The 20,071-nt window shown below is 65.8% G+C and carries 12 protein-coding genes; 4 read left to right on the top strand and 8 right to left on the bottom strand.

Annotated elements, in window-relative coordinates; all coding sequences use genetic code 11:
- Positions 1-142: 142 nt before the first annotated feature.
- Together fusA and JFY56_RS01385 are read right to left on the bottom strand one after the other, a co-directional pair.
- Complete coding sequence (gene fusA / locus JFY56_RS01380; protein WP_208311697.1) at positions 143-2,248, bottom strand: elongation factor G; 2,106 nt, start codon at positions 2,246-2,248, stop codon at positions 143-145.
- 340 nt (positions 2,249-2,588) lie between these two features.
- Entirely contained in the window at positions 2,589-2,894 is a 306-nt protein-coding gene (locus JFY56_RS01385; RefSeq protein ID WP_208311698.1) for an I78 family peptidase inhibitor, read from the bottom strand.
- A 257-nt stretch (positions 2,895-3,151) separates the two neighbouring features.
- Between JFY56_RS01385 and JFY56_RS01390 the strand changes: the two genes are divergently transcribed.
- The gene (locus JFY56_RS01390; protein ID WP_236032385.1) at positions 3,152-3,553 is read left to right on the top strand and encodes a hypothetical protein; all 402 of its coding nucleotides are present in this window, start codon (positions 3,152-3,154) and stop codon (positions 3,551-3,553) included.
- Between the two features lie 281 nt (positions 3,554-3,834).
- On the opposite strand, the gene JFY56_RS01395 is transcribed toward JFY56_RS01390, so the two are convergent.
- Genes JFY56_RS01395 through JFY56_RS01410 form a run of 4 tightly spaced genes read right to left on the bottom strand, consistent with a single transcriptional unit; the run spans position 3,835 to position 12,807 of the window.
- Positions 3,835-5,298 carry an efflux transporter outer membrane subunit gene (locus JFY56_RS01395; protein ID WP_208311699.1) on the bottom strand — a complete coding sequence of 488 codons (1,464 nt, stop codon included), beginning with the start codon at positions 5,296-5,298 and terminating at the stop codon, positions 3,835-3,837.
- On the bottom strand, positions 5,295-8,405 hold the full coding sequence (locus tag JFY56_RS01400; protein ID WP_208311700.1) for a multidrug efflux RND transporter permease subunit: 3,111 nt from the start codon (positions 8,403-8,405) through the stop codon (positions 5,295-5,297). The genes JFY56_RS01395 and JFY56_RS01400 overlap by 4 nt, the downstream gene beginning before the upstream one ends.
- Entirely contained in the window at positions 8,405-11,536 is a 3,132-nt protein-coding gene (locus tag JFY56_RS01405) for an MdtB/MuxB family multidrug efflux RND transporter permease subunit (protein ID WP_208311701.1), read from the bottom strand. Before JFY56_RS01405 ends, JFY56_RS01400 begins: the two co-directional genes overlap by 1 nt.
- Complete coding sequence (locus JFY56_RS01410; RefSeq protein WP_208311702.1) at positions 11,533-12,807, bottom strand: MdtA/MuxA family multidrug efflux RND transporter periplasmic adaptor subunit; 1,275 nt, start codon at positions 12,805-12,807, stop codon at positions 11,533-11,535. The genes JFY56_RS01405 and JFY56_RS01410 overlap by 4 nt, the downstream gene beginning before the upstream one ends.
- A 395-nt stretch (positions 12,808-13,202) precedes the next feature.
- On the opposite strand from JFY56_RS01410, the gene JFY56_RS01415 reads away from it, so the two are divergent.
- Positions 13,203-14,549 carry a nucleobase:cation symporter-2 family protein gene (locus JFY56_RS01415; RefSeq protein ID WP_208311703.1) on the top strand — a complete coding sequence of 449 codons (1,347 nt, stop codon included), beginning with the start codon at positions 13,203-13,205 and terminating at the stop codon, positions 14,547-14,549.
- An 89-nt stretch (positions 14,550-14,638) separates the two neighbouring features.
- Here JFY56_RS01415 and ptrR read toward each other — a convergent pair whose 3' ends face one another.
- The gene (gene ptrR, locus JFY56_RS01420) at positions 14,639-15,508 is read right to left on the bottom strand and encodes a putrescine utilization regulator PtrR (protein ID WP_208311704.1); all 870 of its coding nucleotides are present in this window, start codon (positions 15,506-15,508) and stop codon (positions 14,639-14,641) included.
- 107 nt (positions 15,509-15,615) lie between these two features.
- Between ptrR and JFY56_RS01425 the strand changes: the two genes are divergently transcribed.
- On the top strand, positions 15,616-17,007 hold the full coding sequence (locus JFY56_RS01425; RefSeq protein WP_208311705.1) for an NAD-dependent succinate-semialdehyde dehydrogenase: 1,392 nt from the start codon (positions 15,616-15,618) through the stop codon (positions 17,005-17,007).
- 377 nt (positions 17,008-17,384) lie between these two features.
- Here the strand turns inward: JFY56_RS01425 and JFY56_RS01430 are convergent, their stop codons facing one another.
- On the bottom strand, positions 17,385-18,161 hold the full coding sequence (locus JFY56_RS01430) for a GntR family transcriptional regulator (protein WP_208311706.1): 777 nt from the start codon (positions 18,159-18,161) through the stop codon (positions 17,385-17,387).
- Between the two features lie 395 nt (positions 18,162-18,556).
- On the opposite strand from JFY56_RS01430, the gene JFY56_RS01435 reads away from it, so the two are divergent.
- On the top strand, positions 18,557-19,900 hold the full coding sequence (locus JFY56_RS01435) for an NCS2 family permease (protein ID WP_208311707.1): 1,344 nt from the start codon (positions 18,557-18,559) through the stop codon (positions 19,898-19,900).
- Positions 19,901-20,071: the final 171 nt, after the last annotated feature.

Raw genomic sequence — 20,071 nt, forward strand, 5'->3', positions numbered from 1 at the left:
GAACAGTCCCCTCTCCCTCCGGGAGAGGGTTAGGGTGAGGGCATGAAATCGCTCCCACGCTCCTGCGTGGGAGTGTCGCCCTGGACGCTCCGCGTCCACGGACCGGACGCGGGAGCGTGGGAACGATAGGATTGCGATCCCCTCACCCCAACTGCTTCTTCACGATCGCTTCGGAAACATTCGCCGGCGTTTCCGCGTAGCGGGTGAACTCCATGGAATAGCTGGCACGCCCCTGGGACATCGAGCGCACGTCGGTGGCGTAGCCGAACATCTCTCCCAAGGGCACTTCCGCGCGAATCACCTTGCCCGCCGGCGTGTCTTCCATACCCTGGATCAGGCCACGGCGGCGGTTCAAATCGCCCATCACGTCGCCCATGTAGTCTTCCGGCGTCACCACCTCGACCTTCATCACCGGCTCCAGCAGCACCGCGCCGCCCTTCTGCGAGAGCTGCTTGGTGGCCATCGACGCGGCGATCTTGAACGCCATCTCGCTGGAGTCGACGTCGTGGTAGGAACCGTCGAACACCGTCGCCTTCAGGCTGACCAGCGGATAGCCGGCCAGCACGCCGTTGCGCATCTGTTCCTCGATGCCCTTCTGGATCGCCGGGATGAACTCGCGCGGGATCGCCCCACCGACCACCTCGTTCTCGAACTGCAGCCCGTCCACGCCTTCGGCAGCCGGTTCGAAGCGAATCCAGCAATGGCCGAACTGGCCGCGTCCGCCGGACTGACGGACGAACTTGCCTTCGATCTCGCACTTGTTGCGGATGGCCTCGCGGTAGGCCACCTGCGGCTTGCCGATGTTCGCCTCGACTCCGAACTCGCGCTTCATGCGGTCGACGATGATGTCCAGATGTAGCTCGCCCATGCCGGAGATGATGGTCTGGCCGGTTTCCTCGTCGGTCTTCACGCGGAACGACGGGTCCTCCTGGGCCAGCTTGCTCAGGGCGATGCCCATCTTCTCCTGGTCGGCCTTGGTCTTCGGCTCGACCGCCACGGAAATCACCGGATCGGGGAAGTCCATCCGTTCGAGGATGATCGGTTTCTCGATGGCGCACAGGGTGTCGCCGGTGGTGACATCCTTCATGCCGATCAGCGCGGCGATGTCGCCGGCGCGGCACTCCTTGATTTCCTCGCGCTGGTTGGCGTGCATCTGCACCATGCGCCCCACCCGCTCTTTCTTGCCCTTCACCGAGTTGAGCACGGCATCGCCGGAACTCAGCACGCCCGAGTACACGCGGGCGAAGGTCAGCGTGCCGACGAAGGGGTCGGTGGCGATCTTGAAGGCCAGCGCGGAGAACGGTTCGTTGTCGTCGGCATGGCGCTCGTCGTGGACATCCTCGTGATCCGGATGGGTACCCTTGATCGCTGGGATTTCCGAAGGCGCCGGCAGGTAGTCGATCACCGCGTCGAGTACCAGCGGCACGCCCTTGTTCTTGAACGACGAACCGAGCACCGCCGGCACGATCTCGTTGGCCAGGGTGCGCTGGCGCAGGCCGGCCTTGATCTCCTCAACGCTCAGTTCCTCGCCTTCCAGGTACTTGTTCATCAGCTCGTCGTTGGCCTCGGCGGCGGCCTCGACCATGTGCGCGCGCCACTCCTCGGCCAGCGCCACCAGCTCGGCGGGAATCTCTTCCTCGCGGAAGCTCATGCCCTGGTCGGCCTCGTCCCAGTAGATGGCCTTCATCCGCACCAGGTCGATCTGCCCGCGGAAGTTTTCCTCGGCACCGATGGGCAGCTGGATCGGCACCGGGTGGTGGCCCAGGCGCTCGTCGATCTGCTTGACCACGCGGAGGAAGTCGGCGCCCTGGCGGTCCATCTTGTTTACGTAGGCCAGGCGCGGCACGCCGTACTTGTTGGCCTGCCGCCAGACCGTCTCGGACTGCGGCTCGACGCCATCGGCGCCGCTGAACACCACCACCGCGCCATCCAGCACGCGCAGAGAGCGCTCCACCTCGATGGTGAAATCGACGTGCCCGGGGGTATCGATGATGTTCAGCCGATGTTTCTGGTACTGCTTGGCCGAGCCCAGCCAGAACGCCGTGGTGGCCGCCGAGGTGATGGTGATGCCGCGCTCCTGCTCCTGCACCATCCAGTCCATGGTCGCCGCGCCGTCGTGGACCTCGCCCATCTTGTGGTTGACCCCGGTGTAGAAAAGGATGCGCTCGGTGGTGGTGGTCTTGCCTGCATCCACATGCGCGACGATACCGATATTGCGGTAGAGCTCGATGGGGGTTGTGCGCGCCATGATCCACTCCTTTTCTACTGGAGGGCTGCGAGGTACGGCTCCCGGAGCAGCCCTGAATCCTCGAAATACCAATCGGGACAGGCTCAAGGTAGCGCGTCTGTGCGGCAATTCCAGTGCAGTCGAGTGCTGGCGTACACCACTCATCCGATGCGGGCGGCAGCATCGGGCGCATACGCCGGGAACGGAACTTAAAGTAAAGTCTTAATAAAATTTAGTTATTTTAAATCAATGAATTGCAGTAAAAACTTAACGTTATTACTGAAGAAAAACAGAGCCGGAACTGCGGGCCACGGTGGCCAGCCACGGCGCTCGGCGCCGGTGTGGCCCGCTGTCTGCACCTTCAGCCGCAGTGAATCTGGCGGATCACCTGTTGCGCATCGACGTCGATGTTCAGACGCAGGGAGTTGTAGTCCATGGTCACCGGATCGTTGGGGTTCAGAACCCGGGCGACATGCGCACCTGAGGAGCGCTTGGCCTCGTCGACCAGCGTGGGGGAAACCGGTTTGCCGATCAGCGCCTGGACCGGCTGGGCATTGCAGCGATCCATGCTGGCGACGGCGTCTTCGGGTTGCTTATCGGTTGAACTGCACCCAGCCAGCAGCGCGACGGTGAAGAGCGCGGCAAGGGAAGCACGTTGCAACGACATGATGACCTCCTGAGTCTTTTGCAAAGAGGCAACCATAGCAGCCGAGGCCGGTCTCCGGCAGCAATTGCTGCCATGCAGTTTGCTACCGGGCGTTAACGCGGCCGATGCTCGCGAATACAGCGAAATAGCCGTGTTTTTCCGGCAGATAGCCGTACGGCGCCATTTACACTCCCTTTACACAGCACTGGTTAATATTTGTTCAACACATTTGTCTGAGAAGTGTTGGCAAGGCGCCAGTACCTTCGAGGAGGTGCACCATGCTTAGCCGTATCCCTGCTTTGGTTGTGCTGTGCGGTTCCCTGGCCGTTGCCGGGCCGGCTTCGGCAAACAGCAACAGCGACGCCGCCGCCATCGGCGCGGTCGTCGGCGCACTGGTCGGAGGAGCCATAGTCGCCGGCGGCGGCTACTACGCCCCCGCCCCCGTCTACGCCCCGCCACCGGTCTACTACGCCCCGCCTCCGCCGGTCTATTACCAACCCTATCCGGTCTACTACCAGCCGCCGGTCGTGGTGGTTCCGGGACCACGCTATTACGCGCCGCGCTACTACAACGGCGGCGGTAGGTACTACAACGGGGGCAGGTACTACCACAGCGGCAAGCACTATTACGGCGGCCGTGGCTATTACAACGGCGGCGGCTACAAAGGCAAACGCTGGTGATTCGAAAGCCCCGCCTCGCGCGGGGCTTTTTCGTTATGGGGGGGGGCGGGTTGCTGGTGACGTAGGTTGGCGCTGAGCTTGCGAAGCCCAACATCCGCCGGGCACTGCATCGTTGGGCTTCGCTACGCTCAGCACCAACCTACGGTGTCAGTACCCAACATCCGCCGGGCACTGCATCGTTGGGCTTCGCTACGCTCAGCGCCAACCTACGGTGTCAGTACCCAACATCTGTCGGGGGCTGGATCGTTGGGCTTCGCTGCGCTCAGCGCCAACCTACGGGATCAGCGGCTGGCGCTGGCGTCCTGGATCTGGTTGCTGTCCCAGCCACCGCCGAGGGCGGCGATCAGTTGTACGCTGGCGGTCAGGCGGTTGCCGAGCAGGGTCAGCACGGTGCGTTCGTTGTTCAGTGCGGCGGTCTGGGTGGTGACCACGCTGTTGTAGTCGACGGTGCCGGCCTTGTACTGGTTGCTGGTCAGGCGCAGCGCCTCGCGGGCGGCGTCGAGGGCTTCCTGCTGCACGCCGCTCTCCTCTTCCAGCACGTCGAGCTGGACCATGTAGTCCTCCACCTCGCGGAAGCCGTCCAGCACGGTCTGCCGGTAGCTGGCCACGGTCTGGTCGTAGCTGGCCTCGGCCTGTTCGACCCGGGACGAGATCAGGCCGGCATCGAACAGGGTCATGGCGAACTGCGGGCCGATCGACCAGAAGCGGTTCGGTGTGCTGATCCAGTTGTCCAGGCTGCCGCTGCGGTATCCGCCCGTTGCACTGAGGGTCAGGTCGGGGAACCAGGCGGCCTTGTTCACGCCGATCAGGGCGTTGGCGGCGATCACCCGGCGTTCGGCGGCGGCCACGTCGGGCCGGCGCTCCAGCAGTTGCGACGGCAGCACGGCGGGCAGGTCCGGCAGTTTCGGGATGTCGTCCACCGCCGCCAGGCTGAACTGCGCCGGCGGCTGGCCGACCAGCACGGCGATGGCGTGTTCGAGCTGGGCGCGCTGGTACTTCAGGTCGATGGCCTGCGCCTCGGTGCTCTTCAGCTGGGTGCGCGCCTGGGCCACGTCAGCCTTGGTGACGATGCCGGCGTTGTACTGGTTCTCGGTGAGTTTCAGCGCACGCTGGTAGGCCTGCACGGTGTCGTCGAGCAGGCGTTTCTGCTGGTCGATCACCCGCAGTTGCAGGTAGGTCTGCGCCAGTTGCGACTGCAGGCTGAGCTGCGAGGCGGCGAGGTCGGCGGCGCTGGCGTCCATCGCGGCGGTGTCGGATTCCAACTGGCGGCGCAGCTTGCCCCACAGGTCGAGCTCCCAGCTCACGCCGATGCTGGCGTCGTAGCTGGTGGAGACGCCGCCGGTGCTGCCGCTGCTCACCGTCGAGCCGTCCGGCAGGCGCACCGTACCGCCACCGCCGCCCTGCCCCGAGCGAGTCTTGCCGGCGCTGGCACTGATCGACGGGAAGAACGTCGAACGTGATCCCTTCACCAGCGCCGCTGCCTGGCGATACGACGCCTCGGACTGCGCCAGGGTCTGGTTGGCGGCGATCAGCTTGTGCTGCAGGTCGTTCAGCGTGGCGTCGCCGTACAGTTCCCACCAGGCGCCGCGGTTGAGCAGCTCCTGCGGCTGCGCCAGGCGCCAGCCCTGGGCTTCCTTGAAACTGGCGGGCATCTGCAGGTCCGGCCGCTGGTAATCCGGGCCGATGGCGCAGCCGCCAAGAGCGGCGGCGAGTGCCAGGGCGATCACGGAATACGGGAATTTCATAACGGTGTCTCCAGGGCGCCATCGGTGCGCACGCCGCGCTTCTGGTTGACCCAATGGCGCAGGCGGTCGAGATAGAGGTAGACCACGGGGGTGGTGTAGAGGGTGAGCAACTGGCTGCCGATCAGCCCGCCGACGATGGTCATGCCCAGCGGACGGCGCAGGCCGGCATCGCCGCCGACGCCGAAGATCAGCGGCAGCGCGCCGAGGATGGCCGCCAGGGTGGTCATCATGATCGGCCGGAAGCGTTTCATGCAGGCTTCGAGGATCGCGTCGCGCGGGCTCAGGCCCTCGTTGCGTTCGGCGTCGAGGGCGAAGTCGATCATCATGATCGCGTTCTTCTTGACGATGCCGATCAGCAGGATCACCCCGATCAGCGCGATCAGCGACAGCTCGGTGCGGAACAGCAGCAGCGTGAGCAAGGCGCCGACGCCCGCCGACGGCAGCGTCGAGAGGATGGTCAGCGGATGCACGTAGCTCTCGTAGAGGATGCCGAGCACGATGTACACCGCCACCAGCGCCAGCAGGATCAGCCAGGGCATGTCGTCCTGGGTCTGCTGCACGGCGCCGGCGTTGCCTTCGAAGCTGGCCTGCACGTCGAGCGGCAGGTGGATCGGCTCCAGCGCCGCCATCACCGCGTCACGCGCCGGGCCGATCAGCGCGCCCGGGGCAAGGTTGAAGGAGAAGGTGGTCGCGGCGAACTGGCCGTCGTGGTTCACCGACAGCGGCGCGCGGCTCGGCTCGTAGTGGGTGAAGGCCGACAGCGGCACCTTCTGCCCGTCCGCGCCGATCACGTAGACCTGGCGCAGCACCTCCGGCGACTGCTGGTACTGCTGGTCCACCTCCATCACCACGCGATACTGGTTCAGCGGGTTGAAGATGGTGGAAATCTGCCGCTGGCCGAAGGAGTCGTTGAGCACGCCGTCCACCGCCGCGACATCCACGCCGAGGCTGGCGGCGCGGTCACGGTCGATCACCAGGCGCGTCTGCACGCCCTTGTCCTGGGCGTCGCTATTCACGTCCGTCAGTTGCGGCACCTTCTCCAGCACCGTCTGCACCTTCGGCGCCCATTCGCGGAGCAGCGCGAGGTCGTCGCTGCGCAGGGTGAACTCGTACTGCGCGTTGCTCTGCCGGCCGCCGATGCGCACGTCCTGGCCGGCCACCAGATAGAGCGTCGCCCCCGGCACTTCCGCCATGCGCTTGCGCAGGCGCGCCGCGACCTGTTCCACCGGGTCGCGCTCGCCGATAGGCTTCAGCGAGACGAAGAACGAGCCGGTGTTGCTCGACATCCACTTGCCGCCGCCGACGAAGCCGACCACGTTCTCCACCGCCGGATCCTCGGTGAGGATCTGCCGGAAGCGCGCCATCTTCTGTTCCAGCGCCTGGAAGGAAATGCTCTGGTCGGCCACCGCGAAGCCGCGCAGGCGCCCCGAATCCTGCGATGGCAGGAAGCCCTTGGGCACCACGGCGAACAGGTAGAAGTTGAGCGCGATGCAGCCGAGCAGGATCACCATCATCAGCCGCGAATGCTCCAGCGCCCAGCTCAGGCTGGCGCGGTAGCTCAGCATGAAGGCGGTGAACAGGCGGTTGCCACGGCGCGCCAGGGAAGCCTTCGGCGTGCGGTCGATGGGGCGCAGCAGGCGCGCGCAGAGCATCGGCGTGAGGGTCAGGGATACGATCAGCGAGACCATCACCGCCGCCGCCAGGGTCACGGCGAACTCGCGGAACAGCCGGCCGGTGATGCCGCCCATCAGCAGTAGCGGGATGAACACGGCGACCAGCGAGAGGGTCATCGACAGCACCGTGAAGCCCACCTCGCGGGCGCCGCGTAGTGCCGCCTGCAGTGGACGGTCGCCCTCCTCGATGCGCCGCGCGATGTTCTCCACCACGACGATGGCGTCGTCCACCACGAAGCCGGTGGAGATGATCAGCGCCATCAGCGACAGGTTGTTCAGCGAGAAGCCGCACAGGTACATCACGGCGAAGGTGCCGATCAGCGACACCGGCACCGCCAGGCTGGGAATCAGCGTGGCGCGGCCGTTGCGCAGGAACAGCCAGACCACCAGGATCACCAGCGCCACCGAGATGAGCAGGGTCAGCTCGGCCTCTTCCAGCGAGGCGCGGATCGACGGACTGCGGTCGTCCATCACGTTCAGCTTGACCCGCGGGCCGAGCACGTCCTGGAGGATCGGCAACTGCTCGTGGATGGCGTCGGTGGCCTCGATGATGTTCGCCCCCGGCTGGCGGCTGACGATCAGCAGCACCGCCGGCAGGTTGTCGGAGAAGCCGGCGTTGCGCACGTCCTCCACGCTGTCGCTGACCTTCGCCACGTCCCGCAGGCGTACGGCGGCGCCGGTCTCGGCGTTGTAGTGGACGATGATAGGCGCGTATTCGGCGGCCTTGCGCAACTGGTCGTTGGCGTCCACCTGCCAGTGACGGCCGTCCTTCTCCAGCGCGCCCTTGGGGCCGTCGGAGTTGGTGTTGGCCACCGCGTTGCGCACGCTTTCCAGCGACAGGCCGTAGTGGCTGAGCTGGTCCGGATTGAGGTCGATGCGCACCGCCGGCAGCGAACTGCCGCCGATGCTCACCTGCCCCACCCCCTTCACCTGCGACAGGCGCGGCGAAACGATGGTCGAGGCAAGGTCGTACATCTCGCCGCGGGTGTAGGTGTCCGAGGTGAGCGTGAGGATCATGATCGGCTGGTCCGACGGGTTCGCCTTGCGGTACGTCGGATTGTTCGGCATGCCGGTGGGCAACAGGCTCGCCGCCGCGTTGATCGCCGCCTGCACCTCGCGGGCGGCGCCGTCGATGTCCTTGGACAGGTCGAACTGCACCACGATGGTGGTGTTGCCCAGCGAACTGCTGGAGGTCATCTGGGTGATCCCGGAGATCCGCCCGAGGGAGCGTTCCAGCGGCGTCGCCACCGACGAGGCCATGGTTTCCGGGCTGGCTCCGGGCAGCGCGGCCTGCACCATGATCGTCGGGAAATCGACGTTGGGCAGCGGCGCCACCGGCAGCAGGCCGAACGACAGGATGCCGGCGAGCAGCAGCGCCAGGGTCAGCAGCGTGGTCGCCACCGGCCGCAGGATGAACGGACGGGAGATGTTCATCAGCCCCGCTCCGCCTCGCCGCCTTCGTCATCGGCATACGGATCGAGCCCGTGGCGCCGGCGCCAGGCATTCCAGCGCCGCGCCAGGCGGTCGAAGTACAGGTAGATCACCGGCGTGGTGAACAGCGTCAGCACCTGGCTGAGCAGCAGGCCGCCGACCATGGTGATGCCCAGCGGCCGGCGCAGCTCGGCGCCGGCGCCGGTGGCGAGCATCAGCGGCAGCGCGCCGAGCAGCGCGGCCATGGTGGTCATCAGGATCGGCCGGAAGCGCAGCAGGCAGGCCTGGTAGATCGCCTCGTGCGGCGGCTTGCCTTCATTGCGTTCGGCGTCGAGGGCGAAGTCGATCATCATGATCGCGTTCTTCTTGACGATGCCGATCAGCAGGATGATGCCGATGATCGCCACGATGCCGATGTCCTGCCGCGCCACCATCAGCGCCAGCAACGCGCCGACGCCCGCCGAAGGCAGCGTGGAGAGGATGGTCACCGGGTGGATGAAGCTCTCGTAGAGGATGCCCAGCACGATGTACATGGTGACCACCGAGGCGAGGATCAGCAGCAGCGTGTTGGTCAGCGACGACTCGAACGCCAGCGCCGCGCCACGGAAGCCGGTCTGCAGGCTGAGCGGCATCTGCATCTCGCTCTCGACGTCGCGGATCGCCTGCACCGCCTCGCCCAGCGCCACGCCGTCGGCGAGGTTGAACGACACGGTGGCCGCCGGGAACTGGGCGATATGGTTGATCGCCAGCAGGGTGTCACGTTCCTCCACCTTGGCCAGGGTCGACAGGCGCACCTGGGTGCCGTCGCTGGCCGGCACGTAGAGGTTTTCCAGCGATTGCGGGCCGATCTGGAAGTTCGACGCCACCTCCAGCACCACGCGGTACTGGGTGGCCTGGGTGAAGATGGTGGAGATCAGCCGCTGGCCGAAGGCGTTGTAGAGCACGCTGTCGATGTCCGCCAGGCTCACGCCGAGGCGCGCGGCGCTGTCGCGGTCGATGTTCAGGTAGGCCTGCAGGCCCTTGTCCTGCCAGTCGCTGGCGACGTCGGCGAGCTGCGGCAGCTCCTGCAGGCGCGCGACCAGCTTCGGCACCCACTCGGCGAGCACGTCCGGGTCGGCGTCCTGCAGGGTGAACTGGTACTGGGTGCGGGCGATGCGGTCTTCGATGGTCAGGTCCTGCACCGGCTGCAGGTACAGCCTGATCCCGGCGATGTCGTCCAGCTGCGGCTGCAGGCGGCGGATCACTTCGCTGGCGGTGACGTCGCGCTCATGGTGCGGTTTCAGGTTGATCAGCAGACGGCCGGTGTTCAGCGTCGGGTTGGTGCCGTCGACGCCGATGAACGACGACAGGCTTTCCACCGCCGGATCGGCCAGCAGCACCTTGGCCAGTTCCTGCTGGCGCGAAGCCATGGCCTGGAAGGAAATCGACTGCGGCGCCTCGGCGATGCCCTGGATCACCCCGGTGTCCTGCACCGGGAAGAAGCCCTTGGGCATGAACGCGTAGAGCATGGCGGTCAGCACCAGGGTGCCGATGGCGACCAGCAATGTCAGCGGCTGGTGACGCAGCACCACCTTCAGCGCGCTGGCGTAGCGCGCGATCATGCCGTCGATGACACGGCCGGCGGCGCGGGCGAAGCGGCCTTCCTGTTCCGGATCGACGTGGCGCAGCAGCTTGGCGCTGAGCATCGGCGTGAGGGTCAGGGAGACGAAGCCGGAAATCAGGATCGCCACCGCCAGGGTGATGGCGAACTCGCGGAACAGCCGGCCGGCCACGTCGCCCATGAACAGCAGCGGGATCAGCACGGCGATCAGCGAGAAGGTCAGCGAGATGATGGTGAAGCCGATCTGCTTGGAGCCCTTCAGCGCCGCCTGCATCGGCGAGTCGCCCTTTTCCAGGTAGCGCGCGATGTTCTCCACCATGACGATGGCGTCGTCGACCACGAAGCCGGTGGCGATGGTCAGCGCCATCAGCGTCAGGTTGTTGATCGAGAAGCCGGACAGGTACATCACGCCGAAGGTGCCGATCAGCGACAGCGGCACAGCGAAGCTGGGGATCAGCGTGGCGGAGATGTTGCGCAGGAACAGGAAGGTCACCATCACCACCAGGGCAACGGCGAGCAGCAGCTCGAACTGCACGTCCTTCACCGAGGCGCGGATGGTGGTGGTGCGGTCGGTCAGCACCTGCACGTCGAGGTTGCCCGGCAGGGTCGCCTGCAACTGCGGCAGCATGGCCTTGATGCTGTCGACCACCTCGATGACGTTGGCACCGGGCTGGCGCTGGATATTCAGCACCACCGCCGGAGTGGCGTTGGCCCAGGCGGCCAGGCGCACGTTCTCGGCGTCGTCCTCGACGCTGGCGACATCGCGGATGCGCAGCGGCGAGCCGTTCTTGTAGGCGACGATCAGGTCGCGGTAGGCATCGGCATCGCGCAGCTGGTCGTTGGCGTCGAGGGTCGAGGAGCGTGTCGGACCGTCGAAGCTGCCCTTCGGCCCGTTGAGGTTGTTGGCGTTCACCGTGCTGCGCACGTCTTCCAGGCTGAGCCCGGCGGCCGCCAGCGCGGCGGGGTTGGCGCGGATACGTACGGCCGGACGCTGGCCGCCGCTGATGCTGACCAGGCCGACGCCGGAAATCTGCGAGATCTTCTGCGCGAGGCGGGTATCCACCAGGTCCTGGATCTGCGGCAGCGGCATGTTGTCGGACATCACCGCCAGGGTCAGGATCGGCGCGTCCGCCGGGTTCACCTTGCTGAACACCGGCTGGTTCGGCAGATCCTTGGGCAGCAGGCTCTGCGCGCTGTTGATCGCCGCCTGCACTTCCTGCTCGGCGACGTCGAGGTTGCTGTCCAGGCTGAACTGCAGGGTGATCACCGAGGCGCCGCCGGAACTGGTGGAGGACATCTCGTTGAGCCCGGGAATCTGCCCAAGCTGGTTCTCCAGCGGCGCGGTCACCGAGGAGGTCATGATCTCCGGGCTGGCGCCGGGATAGAGGGTGACGACCTGGATGGTCGGGTAGTCCACCTCGGGCAGCGCGGAGATCGGCAGGAAGCGGTAGGCGATGATCCCGGACAGCAGGATCGCCACCATCAGCAGCGTGGTGGCCACCGGCCGCAGGATGAACGGACGGGACGGGTTCATTGCGCCTTACCGTCGCCCTTGCCCGCATGGGAGCGCGCGGCGCCTTCGGGCTTGTCGCCATTGGCTGCCACCGGCGCCTTGTCCGGGCTGCCGGCGATGCGCAGTTGCGAACCGTCGCGCAGGCGGTCGGTGCCTTCCACCACCACCCGCTCGCCGGCCTTCAGGCCCTCGCTGACCACCACGCGCTCGCCTTCGGCAGTGCCCAGGGTGACCAGCCGGCGCTGCGCCTTGTCGCCCTCGCCGGCGACGAACACGTAGGTGCCGTCGTTGCCGCGCTGCACGGCATTGGCCGGGATGGTCAGCACGCTCTGCAGGGTCTCGGCGAGCAGGCGCACATTGACGAACTGGTTGGGGAACAGGCGCTGGTCGTCATTGACGAATTTCGCCTTGAGCTTGACCGTGCCGGTGGTGGTGTCGATCTGGTTGTCCAGGGTCATCAGCGTGCCGGTGGCCAGGGTGCGGTTCTGGCTGCGATCCAGCGCTTCCACCGGGATCGGCTGGCTGCCGGTGAGCTGCTGGGCGACGGTACCGAGCTGCTGCTGCGGCAGGCTGAACACCACGGTGATCGGCTTGACCTGGGTGATCACCACCAGCGGCGTGGTATCGCCGGAGGTCACCAGGTTGCCGACGTCCACCTGGCGCAGGCCGAGGCGGCCGGCAATCGGTGCGCGGATCTGGGTGAATTCGAGGTTCAGCTTGGCGTCGTCGACCTGGCCCTGGTTGGTGCGCAGGGTGCCTTCATACTGGCGCACCAGCGCTTCCTGGGTATCCAGGGTCTGCTTGGCGATGGAGTCCTCGGCGTACAGGCCCTTGTAGCGCTGCAGGTCGGTCTGGGCGTTCGTGAGTTGCGCGCGGTTCTGCAGCAGGGTGCCCTCGGCCTGCGCCAGCGCCGCCTGGTACGGGCGCGGATCGACCACTGCGAGCAGATCGCCGGCCTTCACTTCCTGGCCTTCCTGGAACAGCACCTTGACCAGTTGGCCGTTGACCCGCGGACGCACGTTGACGGTGTTCGACGCGGTGACGGTGCCCAGCGCGTGGTAATGCACCGGCAGGTCGCCCTGCACCACCGGCGCCACGCTGACGGTGATCATCGCCCCGCCCGGTCCGCCGCCCATGCCCGGCCCAGGTCGCCCGCCGCGTGCCTGTGGCGCGGGATCGGGCGCCGCGCTGAGCCACATGATCAGCAATGCCACCGCGGCGAAAGCCGCCGCAGTGATCAGCCAGGGGCGCAGGGTGCGGAGTTTCGAGGGCGTTCCATTGCTAGGGATCATGATGGTCATAGGAGGACGGAGGGCATCAGAGAGTATCGAGTGTGAACGATAAGCACGGCAACGTCGCAGGCAAAGCCTCTTTACCCGCTATTTACCTTTGTTTTACCGGGGGTTACGTATTCGCGGCGGCATTCTGCCCGCAATCCTGCCCGCTGTCCGTACTCGCATCGGGTGGGCAGCCGCTGCTCGTCCGGCCAGACATGCCACAAGGCCGGCACGCCAGAGCCTTGGAAGTGGTTTTGTATACAAAAAACAGATTGAATCGAGCACAGGCAGCGGGTATAAATTCGTCCGCTGCATCGCCCGGCCCTTGCCGGCGCTTGACGAGCCCATCGGCGCCGAACCTCACCGGCGTCCGCCAGCGACTGACAACAATAAAAAGCCCGAGGTGTTGCATGTCCGAGGTACCTGAGCGCCGCGTCAGCGGCTCGGCTGTCGATCAACGCTTGCCGCTGCTGCAGCTCCTGCTGGTCGGTTTCCAGCACGTGCTGCTGATGTACGGCGGCGCCATCGCCGTTCCGCTGATCGTCGGCCAGGCAGCCGGCCTCTCCCGCGAGGAGATCGCCTTCCTGATCAATGCCGACCTGCTGGTCGCCGGTATCGCCACCCTGGTGCAATCCCTCGGCATCGGCCCGGTCGGCATCCGCATGCCGGTGATGATGGGCGCCAGCTTCGCCGCGGTCGGCAGCATGGTGGCCATGGCCGGCATGCCCGGCGTCGGCCTGCCCGGCATCTTCGGCGCGACCATCGCCGCGGGCTTCTTCGGCATGCTCATCGCGCCGTTCATGAGCCGCATCGTGCGCTTCTTCCCGCCACTGGTGACCGGCACGGTGATCACCTCCATCGGCATGAGCCTGTTCCCGGTCGCGATCGACTGGGCTGGCGGCGGCCACTCCGCGACCACCTTCGGCGCGCTGGAGTACCTGGCGCTGTCGTCCTTCGTGCTCGCCGTGATCCTGCTGATCAACCGCTTCCTGAAAGGCTTCTGGGTCAACGTCTCGGTGCTGATCGGCATGCTGCTCGGCTACCTCATCGGCGCCGGCATGGGCATGGTCGACCTGAGCGGCATGGCCGAGCGGCCGATGTTCGACCTGGTCACCCCGCTGCACTTCGGCATGCCGGAGTTCCACCTGGCGCCAGTGCTGTCGATGTGCCTGGTGGTGGTGATCATCTTCGTCGAATCGACCGGCATGTTCCTCGCCCTGGGCAAGCTCACCGACACCGAGATCTGCCCGAACCGCCTGCGCCGCGGCCTGCTCTGCGACGCCGGAGCGTCCTTCCTCGCCGGCTTCCTGAACACCTTCACCCACTCGTCCTTCGCCCAGAACATCGGCCTGGTGCAGATGACCGGGGTGCGCAGCCGCTTCGTCACCGTGGCCGCCGCCGGCATCCTCATCGCCCTCAGCATGCTGCCCAAGGTCGCCTTCGTGATCGCTTCCATCCCGCCGGCGGTGCTCGGCGGCGCCGGCATCGCCATGTTCGGCATGGTCGCTTCCAGCGGCATCCGCATCCTCCAGGAAGCCGACATCAGCGACCGCCGCAACCAGTTGCTGGTGGCGGTGAGCATCGGCATGGGCATGATTCCCGTAGTCCGCCCGGACTTCTTCGCCGCCCTGCCCCACTGGCTGGAGCCGATCACCCACAGCGGCATCGCCATGACCGCGATCTGGGCGGTGGCGCTGAACCTGCTGTTCAACATCCTCGGCGAACGCGGCCGGGATGCGTTGTGCGGGCATCATTAAGACGCTCACCGTAGGTTGGTGCTGAGCTTGCGAAGCCCAACGGTGCCGCGGCTCGGCAGATGTTGGGCTTCGCTGCGCTCAGCGCCAACCTACGCGCCGCTCTGGTAGGAATCGAGCACCTCGTTGAGGCCGCGCAGGGCCGGCATTTCGGTGCCGCGTCGCCAGAACAGCCAGGTGGTGACGTCGGCGTGCCTGGACTCCAGCGTATGGATCGCCACGTTGCTGCCGCCGGCCAGGCTTTCGAACATCCGCCGCGGGATCATCGCCACCCCGCCGCCGGCGGCGATGCAGGCGAGCATGCCGTGGTAGGACTCCATCTCGATGATCTTGCCCGGCACCACGCGATGTTCGGCGAACCAGCTCTCCATGCGCTTGCGGTACGAACAGGTATCGCGGAAGGCGAACACCGTCTCCCCCGCCACGTCCCGCGCATCGCGTACCGGCGGATGCGCGACGGTGCTCATCAGCACCAGTTCTTCCTGGAACACCGGGCGGCCATCCAGTTGCGGATGGTTCGCCGGGCCGTCGGAGAAAGCTGCGCTGAATCGTCCGGACAGCACGCCATCGATCATCTCGCCGGAAGGCCCGGTGGAAAGATCCAGCTGCACCTTCGGGTAGCGCTGGTGATAGGCCGCGAGCAGGGCCGGAATGCGTACCGCCGCAGTGCTTTCCAGCGAACCGAGGGAAAAGCTGCCATGCGGCTCCGCCCCGCTGGCGACCTGCCGCGCTTCCTCCACCAGATCGAGGATGCGCTCGGCGTAGCCAAGGAAGCTCTTGCCGGTCGCCGACAGGCGCAGGCGTAACTTCTCGCGGATGAACAACTCGGCGCCCAGCTCCGCTTCCAGCTGCTTGATGCGCGTGGTGAGGTTCGACGGGACACGATGCATCAGGCCGGCGGCCGCGGTGATGCTGCCGGTCTGGGCGACGGCGCGGAAAATTTCCAGTTGGGTCAGGTCCATATTCTCTCCAAGAGAAAGAATCTTTCTTGATTATTCATTTTACATGAATTCATGCGCAGATTAATTTTTGCTCAACAACAACACCACCTGCGCCTCGCGAGGACCACATGAACCAGATCGCCGCCATCCCTGCCGCCATCTCCCGCAGCCCTGCCACGGGCGAGGAACTGGCCCGCTATCCGTTCCAGAACGCCGACGACCTTGAGTCCGTGCTGCAGTCCGCCGACAGCGCCTTCCGCCAGTGGCGCGATACGCCGGTCGAGCAGCGCGTCGAAGTGCTGCGCCGGATGGCCGCCGTGCTGCGCGCCAATGTCGAGCCGATGGCCCGTATGGAAGCCCGGGAAATGGGCATGCCGGTCAGCCAGGCGCGCGGCGAGATCAACAAGTGCGCCGGCCTCTGCGAGTGGTACGCCGAACACGGCCCGGCCATGCTGCAGGACGAGCCGACCAGCATCGAAGGCGGCAAGGCCTATGTCTCCTGGCTGCCCCTCGGCCCCGTTCTGGCGGTAATGCCGTGGAACTTCCCGACCTGGCAGGTGATGCGCGGCGCGGTCGCGATCATCCTTGGCGGCAACACCTACGTGCTCAAGCACGCGCCGAACGTCATGGGTTGCGCCTACCAGTTGCAGAAGGCCTGGCTTGAAGCCGGTCTGCCGGAAGGCGTGTTCGAGGTGCTCAACGTCGAGCCGCCGCTGGTATCCAGGGCCATCGCCGATTCGCGCATCGCTTCCATCGCCGTGACCGGCAGCGTCGGCGCGGGTGCGGCCATCGCTTCCCAGGCCGGCGCCGCGCTGAAGAAGTGCGTGCTGGAACTCGGCGGCTCCGACCCCTTCATCGTCCTCGCCGACGCCGACATCGATGCAGCGGTGAAAGCCGCCGTCGCCAGCCGCTTCAACAACTGCGGCCAGGTGTGCATCGCCGCCAAGCGCATCATCCTCGAAGCGTCGATTGCCGATGCATTCACCGAGCGCTTCGTCGAGGCGGTCAAGGCGCTGAAGATCGGCGACCCGCTGGACGACGCCACCTTCGTCGGCCCGATGGCCCGCGCCGACCTGCGCGAAGAACTGGACCAGCAGGTGCAGAAAACCATCGCCGAAGGCGCCACCCTGCTGCTGGGCGGCCACAAGCTGGAAGGCGACGGCAACTACTATGCGCCAACCGTTCTCGCCGGAATTCAGCCGGGCATGACCTCGTTCCGCCAGGAAATCTTCGGCCCGGTGGCCTCGCTGATCGTCGCCCGCGATGCCGAACATGCCATCGAGATGGCCAACGACAGCGAGTTCGGCCTCTCCGGCGCACTGTGGAGCGCCGACGTCGCCAACGCCAAGCGCCTGGCCCGTCGCATCGTCAGCGGTGCGGTGTTCATCAACGGCTTCTCCGCCTCCGACCCGCGCGTACCGATCGGCGGCGTGAAGAAAAGCGGCTTCGGACGCGAGCTGTCGCACTTCGGCCTGAGGGAGTTCCTCAATCCGCAGACGGTATGGTGCGATCGGCGCTGAGTCGATCCACCCGCCCTGCCGCAACTTGTAGGATGGGTTGAGCGAAGCGATACCCATGACGCAGTGCCCGGCAGTTGTTGGGCTTCGCTGCGCTCAGCGCCAACCTACGTCACGCCTCGGAGCAGGTGCGTGCTTTTCGTAGGTTGGTGCTGAGCCTGCGAAGCCCAACGGTGCAGTGCCAATCGATGGGTATCGCAAGCTCAACCCATCCTACGGTCCTTGGGCCATGCCCGCGATCCGGCGCCCCGGGCGTAGGGCGAGTGAAACCCGCCAGATGGCCACCACAAGAATTGGCGGGTTGCGCCCGCCCTACCCGTCTGGCCGCAAACAAAAAGGCCCCGCTCTTCAGCGGGGCCTTTGCGTTTCCAGCCTGGCGATCAGGCCGCCGAATCCGCATCCGCCTTGGAGCGGCGCGGTTTCTTCTTGCTGGTCAGCAGGTGCGAGAAGACCGCGTGCAGGTCGCCGGAGGCGGCGTCGCTCTCCAGGTTCAGCTTGTCGTCGATGTGCGCCATGTGGTGCATCATCAGGGTCACGGCCTTTTCCTTGTCGCCCTTCTCGATGGCGTCGAGGATTTCGTTGTGTTCGTCGAACGAACAGTGCGAACGGCCGCCGCTTTCGTACTGGGCGATGATCAGCGAAGTCTGCGACACCAGGCTGCGCTGGAAGCTCACCAGCGGCGCGTTCTTCGCCATTTCCGCGAGCTTCAGGTGGAACTCGCCGGACAGGCGGATGCCGGCGCCGCGGTCGCCGCGAGCGAAGCTGGCCTCTTCTTCCTTCACCATCTCGCGCAGTTCGGCCATCGGCTCGGAGCTGGCGTTGTCCACCGCCAGTTCGGTGATGGCGCGTTCGACGGTGCGGCGGGCGAAGAGGATCTGCCGGGCTTCGTCGATGCTCGGGCTGGCCACCACCGCGCCGCGGTTCGGACGCAGCAGCACCACCTGCTCGTGGGCCAGGCGCGACAGGGCGCGGCGGATGATGGTGCGGCTGACGCCGAAGATCTCGCCCAGCGCCTCTTCGCTCAGCTTGGTGCCGGGCGCCAGGCGCTGTTCGAGGATGGCGTCGAAGATGTGAGCGTAGACGATCTCGTCCTGGGTGCCGCTGCGGCTCTTGCCATTGCGCGGCTGCTTCTTGAACTGTTGCAACTGGTCGGTCATCGGTATCGAACCTTGCTCATCCGGCCATCGGCCTGGGCTGAATCCATTCGGGGACGGCGAAATAGTGGCACGCGCGTGCGTTTGCGCAATAGTGTACACAAATTGTCCAGTCCTGCGCAGCAATCCTGCATGTATCCCACCCCTCCTCCACCCGCCAATTCCGGGCTGGATGTCGAGCAGAAGCGTGGGAACGACCTGTGTGTTTTTTTGTAAAGAACGCGCAACCACTTACGAAACATTATTTGAACTTTTTGTATACAAGTGCATAATCCGCCGCGTGACTTCCTGACTTCAAGGTCAGAAACACACCCTCACAGCCTTTCCGTTGCGCAAGGGACGCAGGTGAACCAGCCGACGGCAAGGACCAACAACAAGAGCGTTGAGGAGTACCCGCTGTGGAACAAGAACAACAAGCCATCTATTCAGCTACAGCCCGACCCGCCGGCGGCCTGCTCGAACGTCTGTTCAAGCTCAGCCAGCACGGCACCACGGTGAAGACGGAACTGGCCGCCGGCCTGACCACCTTCATCACCATGGCCTACATCATCTTCGTCAACCCGAACATCATGGCCGACGCCGGCATCGACCACGGCGCCGCGTTCGTCGCCACCTGCCTGGCCGCCGCGCTGGGCTGCATGCTGATGGGGCTGTACGCCAACTGGCCGGTGGGGCTGGCGCCGGGCATGGGTCTCAACGCCTTCTTTACCTACACCGTGGTCAAGACCATGAACTACAGCTGGGAGATCGCCCTCGGCGCGGTGTTCCTCTCCGGCATCCTGTTCATGGTGCTGACCTTCTCGCGCATCCGCGAATGGCTGCTGAACAGCATTCCGCCGAGCCTGCGCTTCGCCATGGGCGCGGGGGTCGGGTTGTTCCTCGGGCTGATCGGCCTGAAGACCGCCGGCATCGTCGTCGCCAACCCCGCCACCCTGGTGCACATCGGCGATCTGACCAAGCCCGGCCCGCTGCTCGCCGCCATCTGCTTCCTGATGATCGCGGTGCTGGAATATCGCCGCGTGTTCGGCGGCATCCTGATCAGCATCCTCACCGTCACCCTCGTCGGCCTCGGTCTCGGTCTGGTGGAATTCGGCGGCGTGTTCTCGATGCCGCCGAGCCTGGCGCCGACCTTCATGGCGATGGACATCGCCGGCGCGTTCAACGTGACCATGATCAGCGTGATCCTGGCCTTCCTCTTCGTGCACATGTTCGACACCGCCGGCACCCTGATGGGCGTGGCGCAGCGCGCGCATCTGGTGCGCGAGGACGGCCGCATCGAGAACCTGTCCAAGGCGATGAAGGCCGACAGCGCCTCCAGCGCGGTGGGTGCGGTGCTCGGCGTGCCGCCGGTGACCAGCTACGTGGAAAGCGCCGCGGGCGTCGCCGCCGGTGGCCGCACCGGGCTGACCGCGGTAGTCGTCGGCCTGCTGTTCATCGCCGCGATGTTCTTCGCCCCGCTGGCCGGCATGATCCCCGCCTATGCCACCGCCGGCGCGCTGATCTACGTCGCCATGCTGATGATGGGCGGCCTCGCGCACATCGACTGGGAGGAACACACCGAGACCATCCCGGCCATCGTCACCGTCATCATGATGCCGCTGACCTTCTCGGTCGCCGACGGCATCGCGCTGGGCTTCGTGACCTATGTGGCGATGAAGGTGTTCACTGGCAGGTACAAGGATGTGACCGTTAGTCTGTATGCACTTTGTGCAATCTTTGTGGCCAAGTTTATCTTCCTGTAAGCTGCGGGGAGTTCGGTTCCCGGGTTGATTTGCTTGCGGGGCTTTTCCCCCTCACCCCTGCCCTCTCCCAGAGGGAGAGGGGGTTGCATGGAGTTGCGGGGTAGCTTCAGCGTTTCGCTTCACGCCTTACCATCCCCTCTCCCTCCGGGAGAGGGTTAGGGTGAGGGGAAC

The organism is Pseudomonas schmalbachii, assembly GCF_017589465.1.
In the GTDB taxonomy this organism is placed as follows: domain Bacteria; phylum Pseudomonadota; class Gammaproteobacteria; order Pseudomonadales; family Pseudomonadaceae; genus Pseudomonas; species Pseudomonas schmalbachii.

Bases quoted from the DNA above. Each gene is read 5' to 3' on its own strand.
- fusA (WP_208311697.1), bottom strand. From the start codon at position 2,248: ATGGCGCGCACAACCCCCATCGAGCTCTACCGCAATATCGGTATCGTC.
- JFY56_RS01385 (WP_208311698.1), bottom strand. From the start codon at position 2,894: ATGTCGTTGCAACGTGCTTCCCTTGCCGCGCTCTTCACCGTCGCGCTG.
- JFY56_RS01390 (WP_236032385.1), top strand. From the start codon at position 3,152: ATGCTTAGCCGTATCCCTGCTTTGGTTGTGCTGTGCGGTTCCCTGGCC.
- JFY56_RS01395 (WP_208311699.1), bottom strand. From the start codon at position 5,298: ATGAAATTCCCGTATTCCGTGATCGCCCTGGCACTCGCCGCCGCTCTT.
- JFY56_RS01400 (WP_208311700.1), bottom strand. From the start codon at position 8,405: ATGAACATCTCCCGTCCGTTCATCCTGCGGCCGGTGGCGACCACGCTG.
- JFY56_RS01405 (WP_208311701.1), bottom strand. From the start codon at position 11,536: ATGAACCCGTCCCGTCCGTTCATCCTGCGGCCGGTGGCCACCACGCTG.
- JFY56_RS01410 (WP_208311702.1), bottom strand. From the start codon at position 12,807: ATGATCCCTAGCAATGGAACGCCCTCGAAACTCCGCACCCTGCGCCCC.
- JFY56_RS01415 (WP_208311703.1), top strand. From the start codon at position 13,203: ATGTCCGAGGTACCTGAGCGCCGCGTCAGCGGCTCGGCTGTCGATCAA.
- ptrR (WP_208311704.1), bottom strand. From the start codon at position 15,508: ATGGACCTGACCCAACTGGAAATTTTCCGCGCCGTCGCCCAGACCGGC.
- JFY56_RS01425 (WP_208311705.1), top strand. From the start codon at position 15,616: ATGAACCAGATCGCCGCCATCCCTGCCGCCATCTCCCGCAGCCCTGCC.
- JFY56_RS01430 (WP_208311706.1), bottom strand. From the start codon at position 18,161: ATGACCGACCAGTTGCAACAGTTCAAGAAGCAGCCGCGCAATGGCAAG.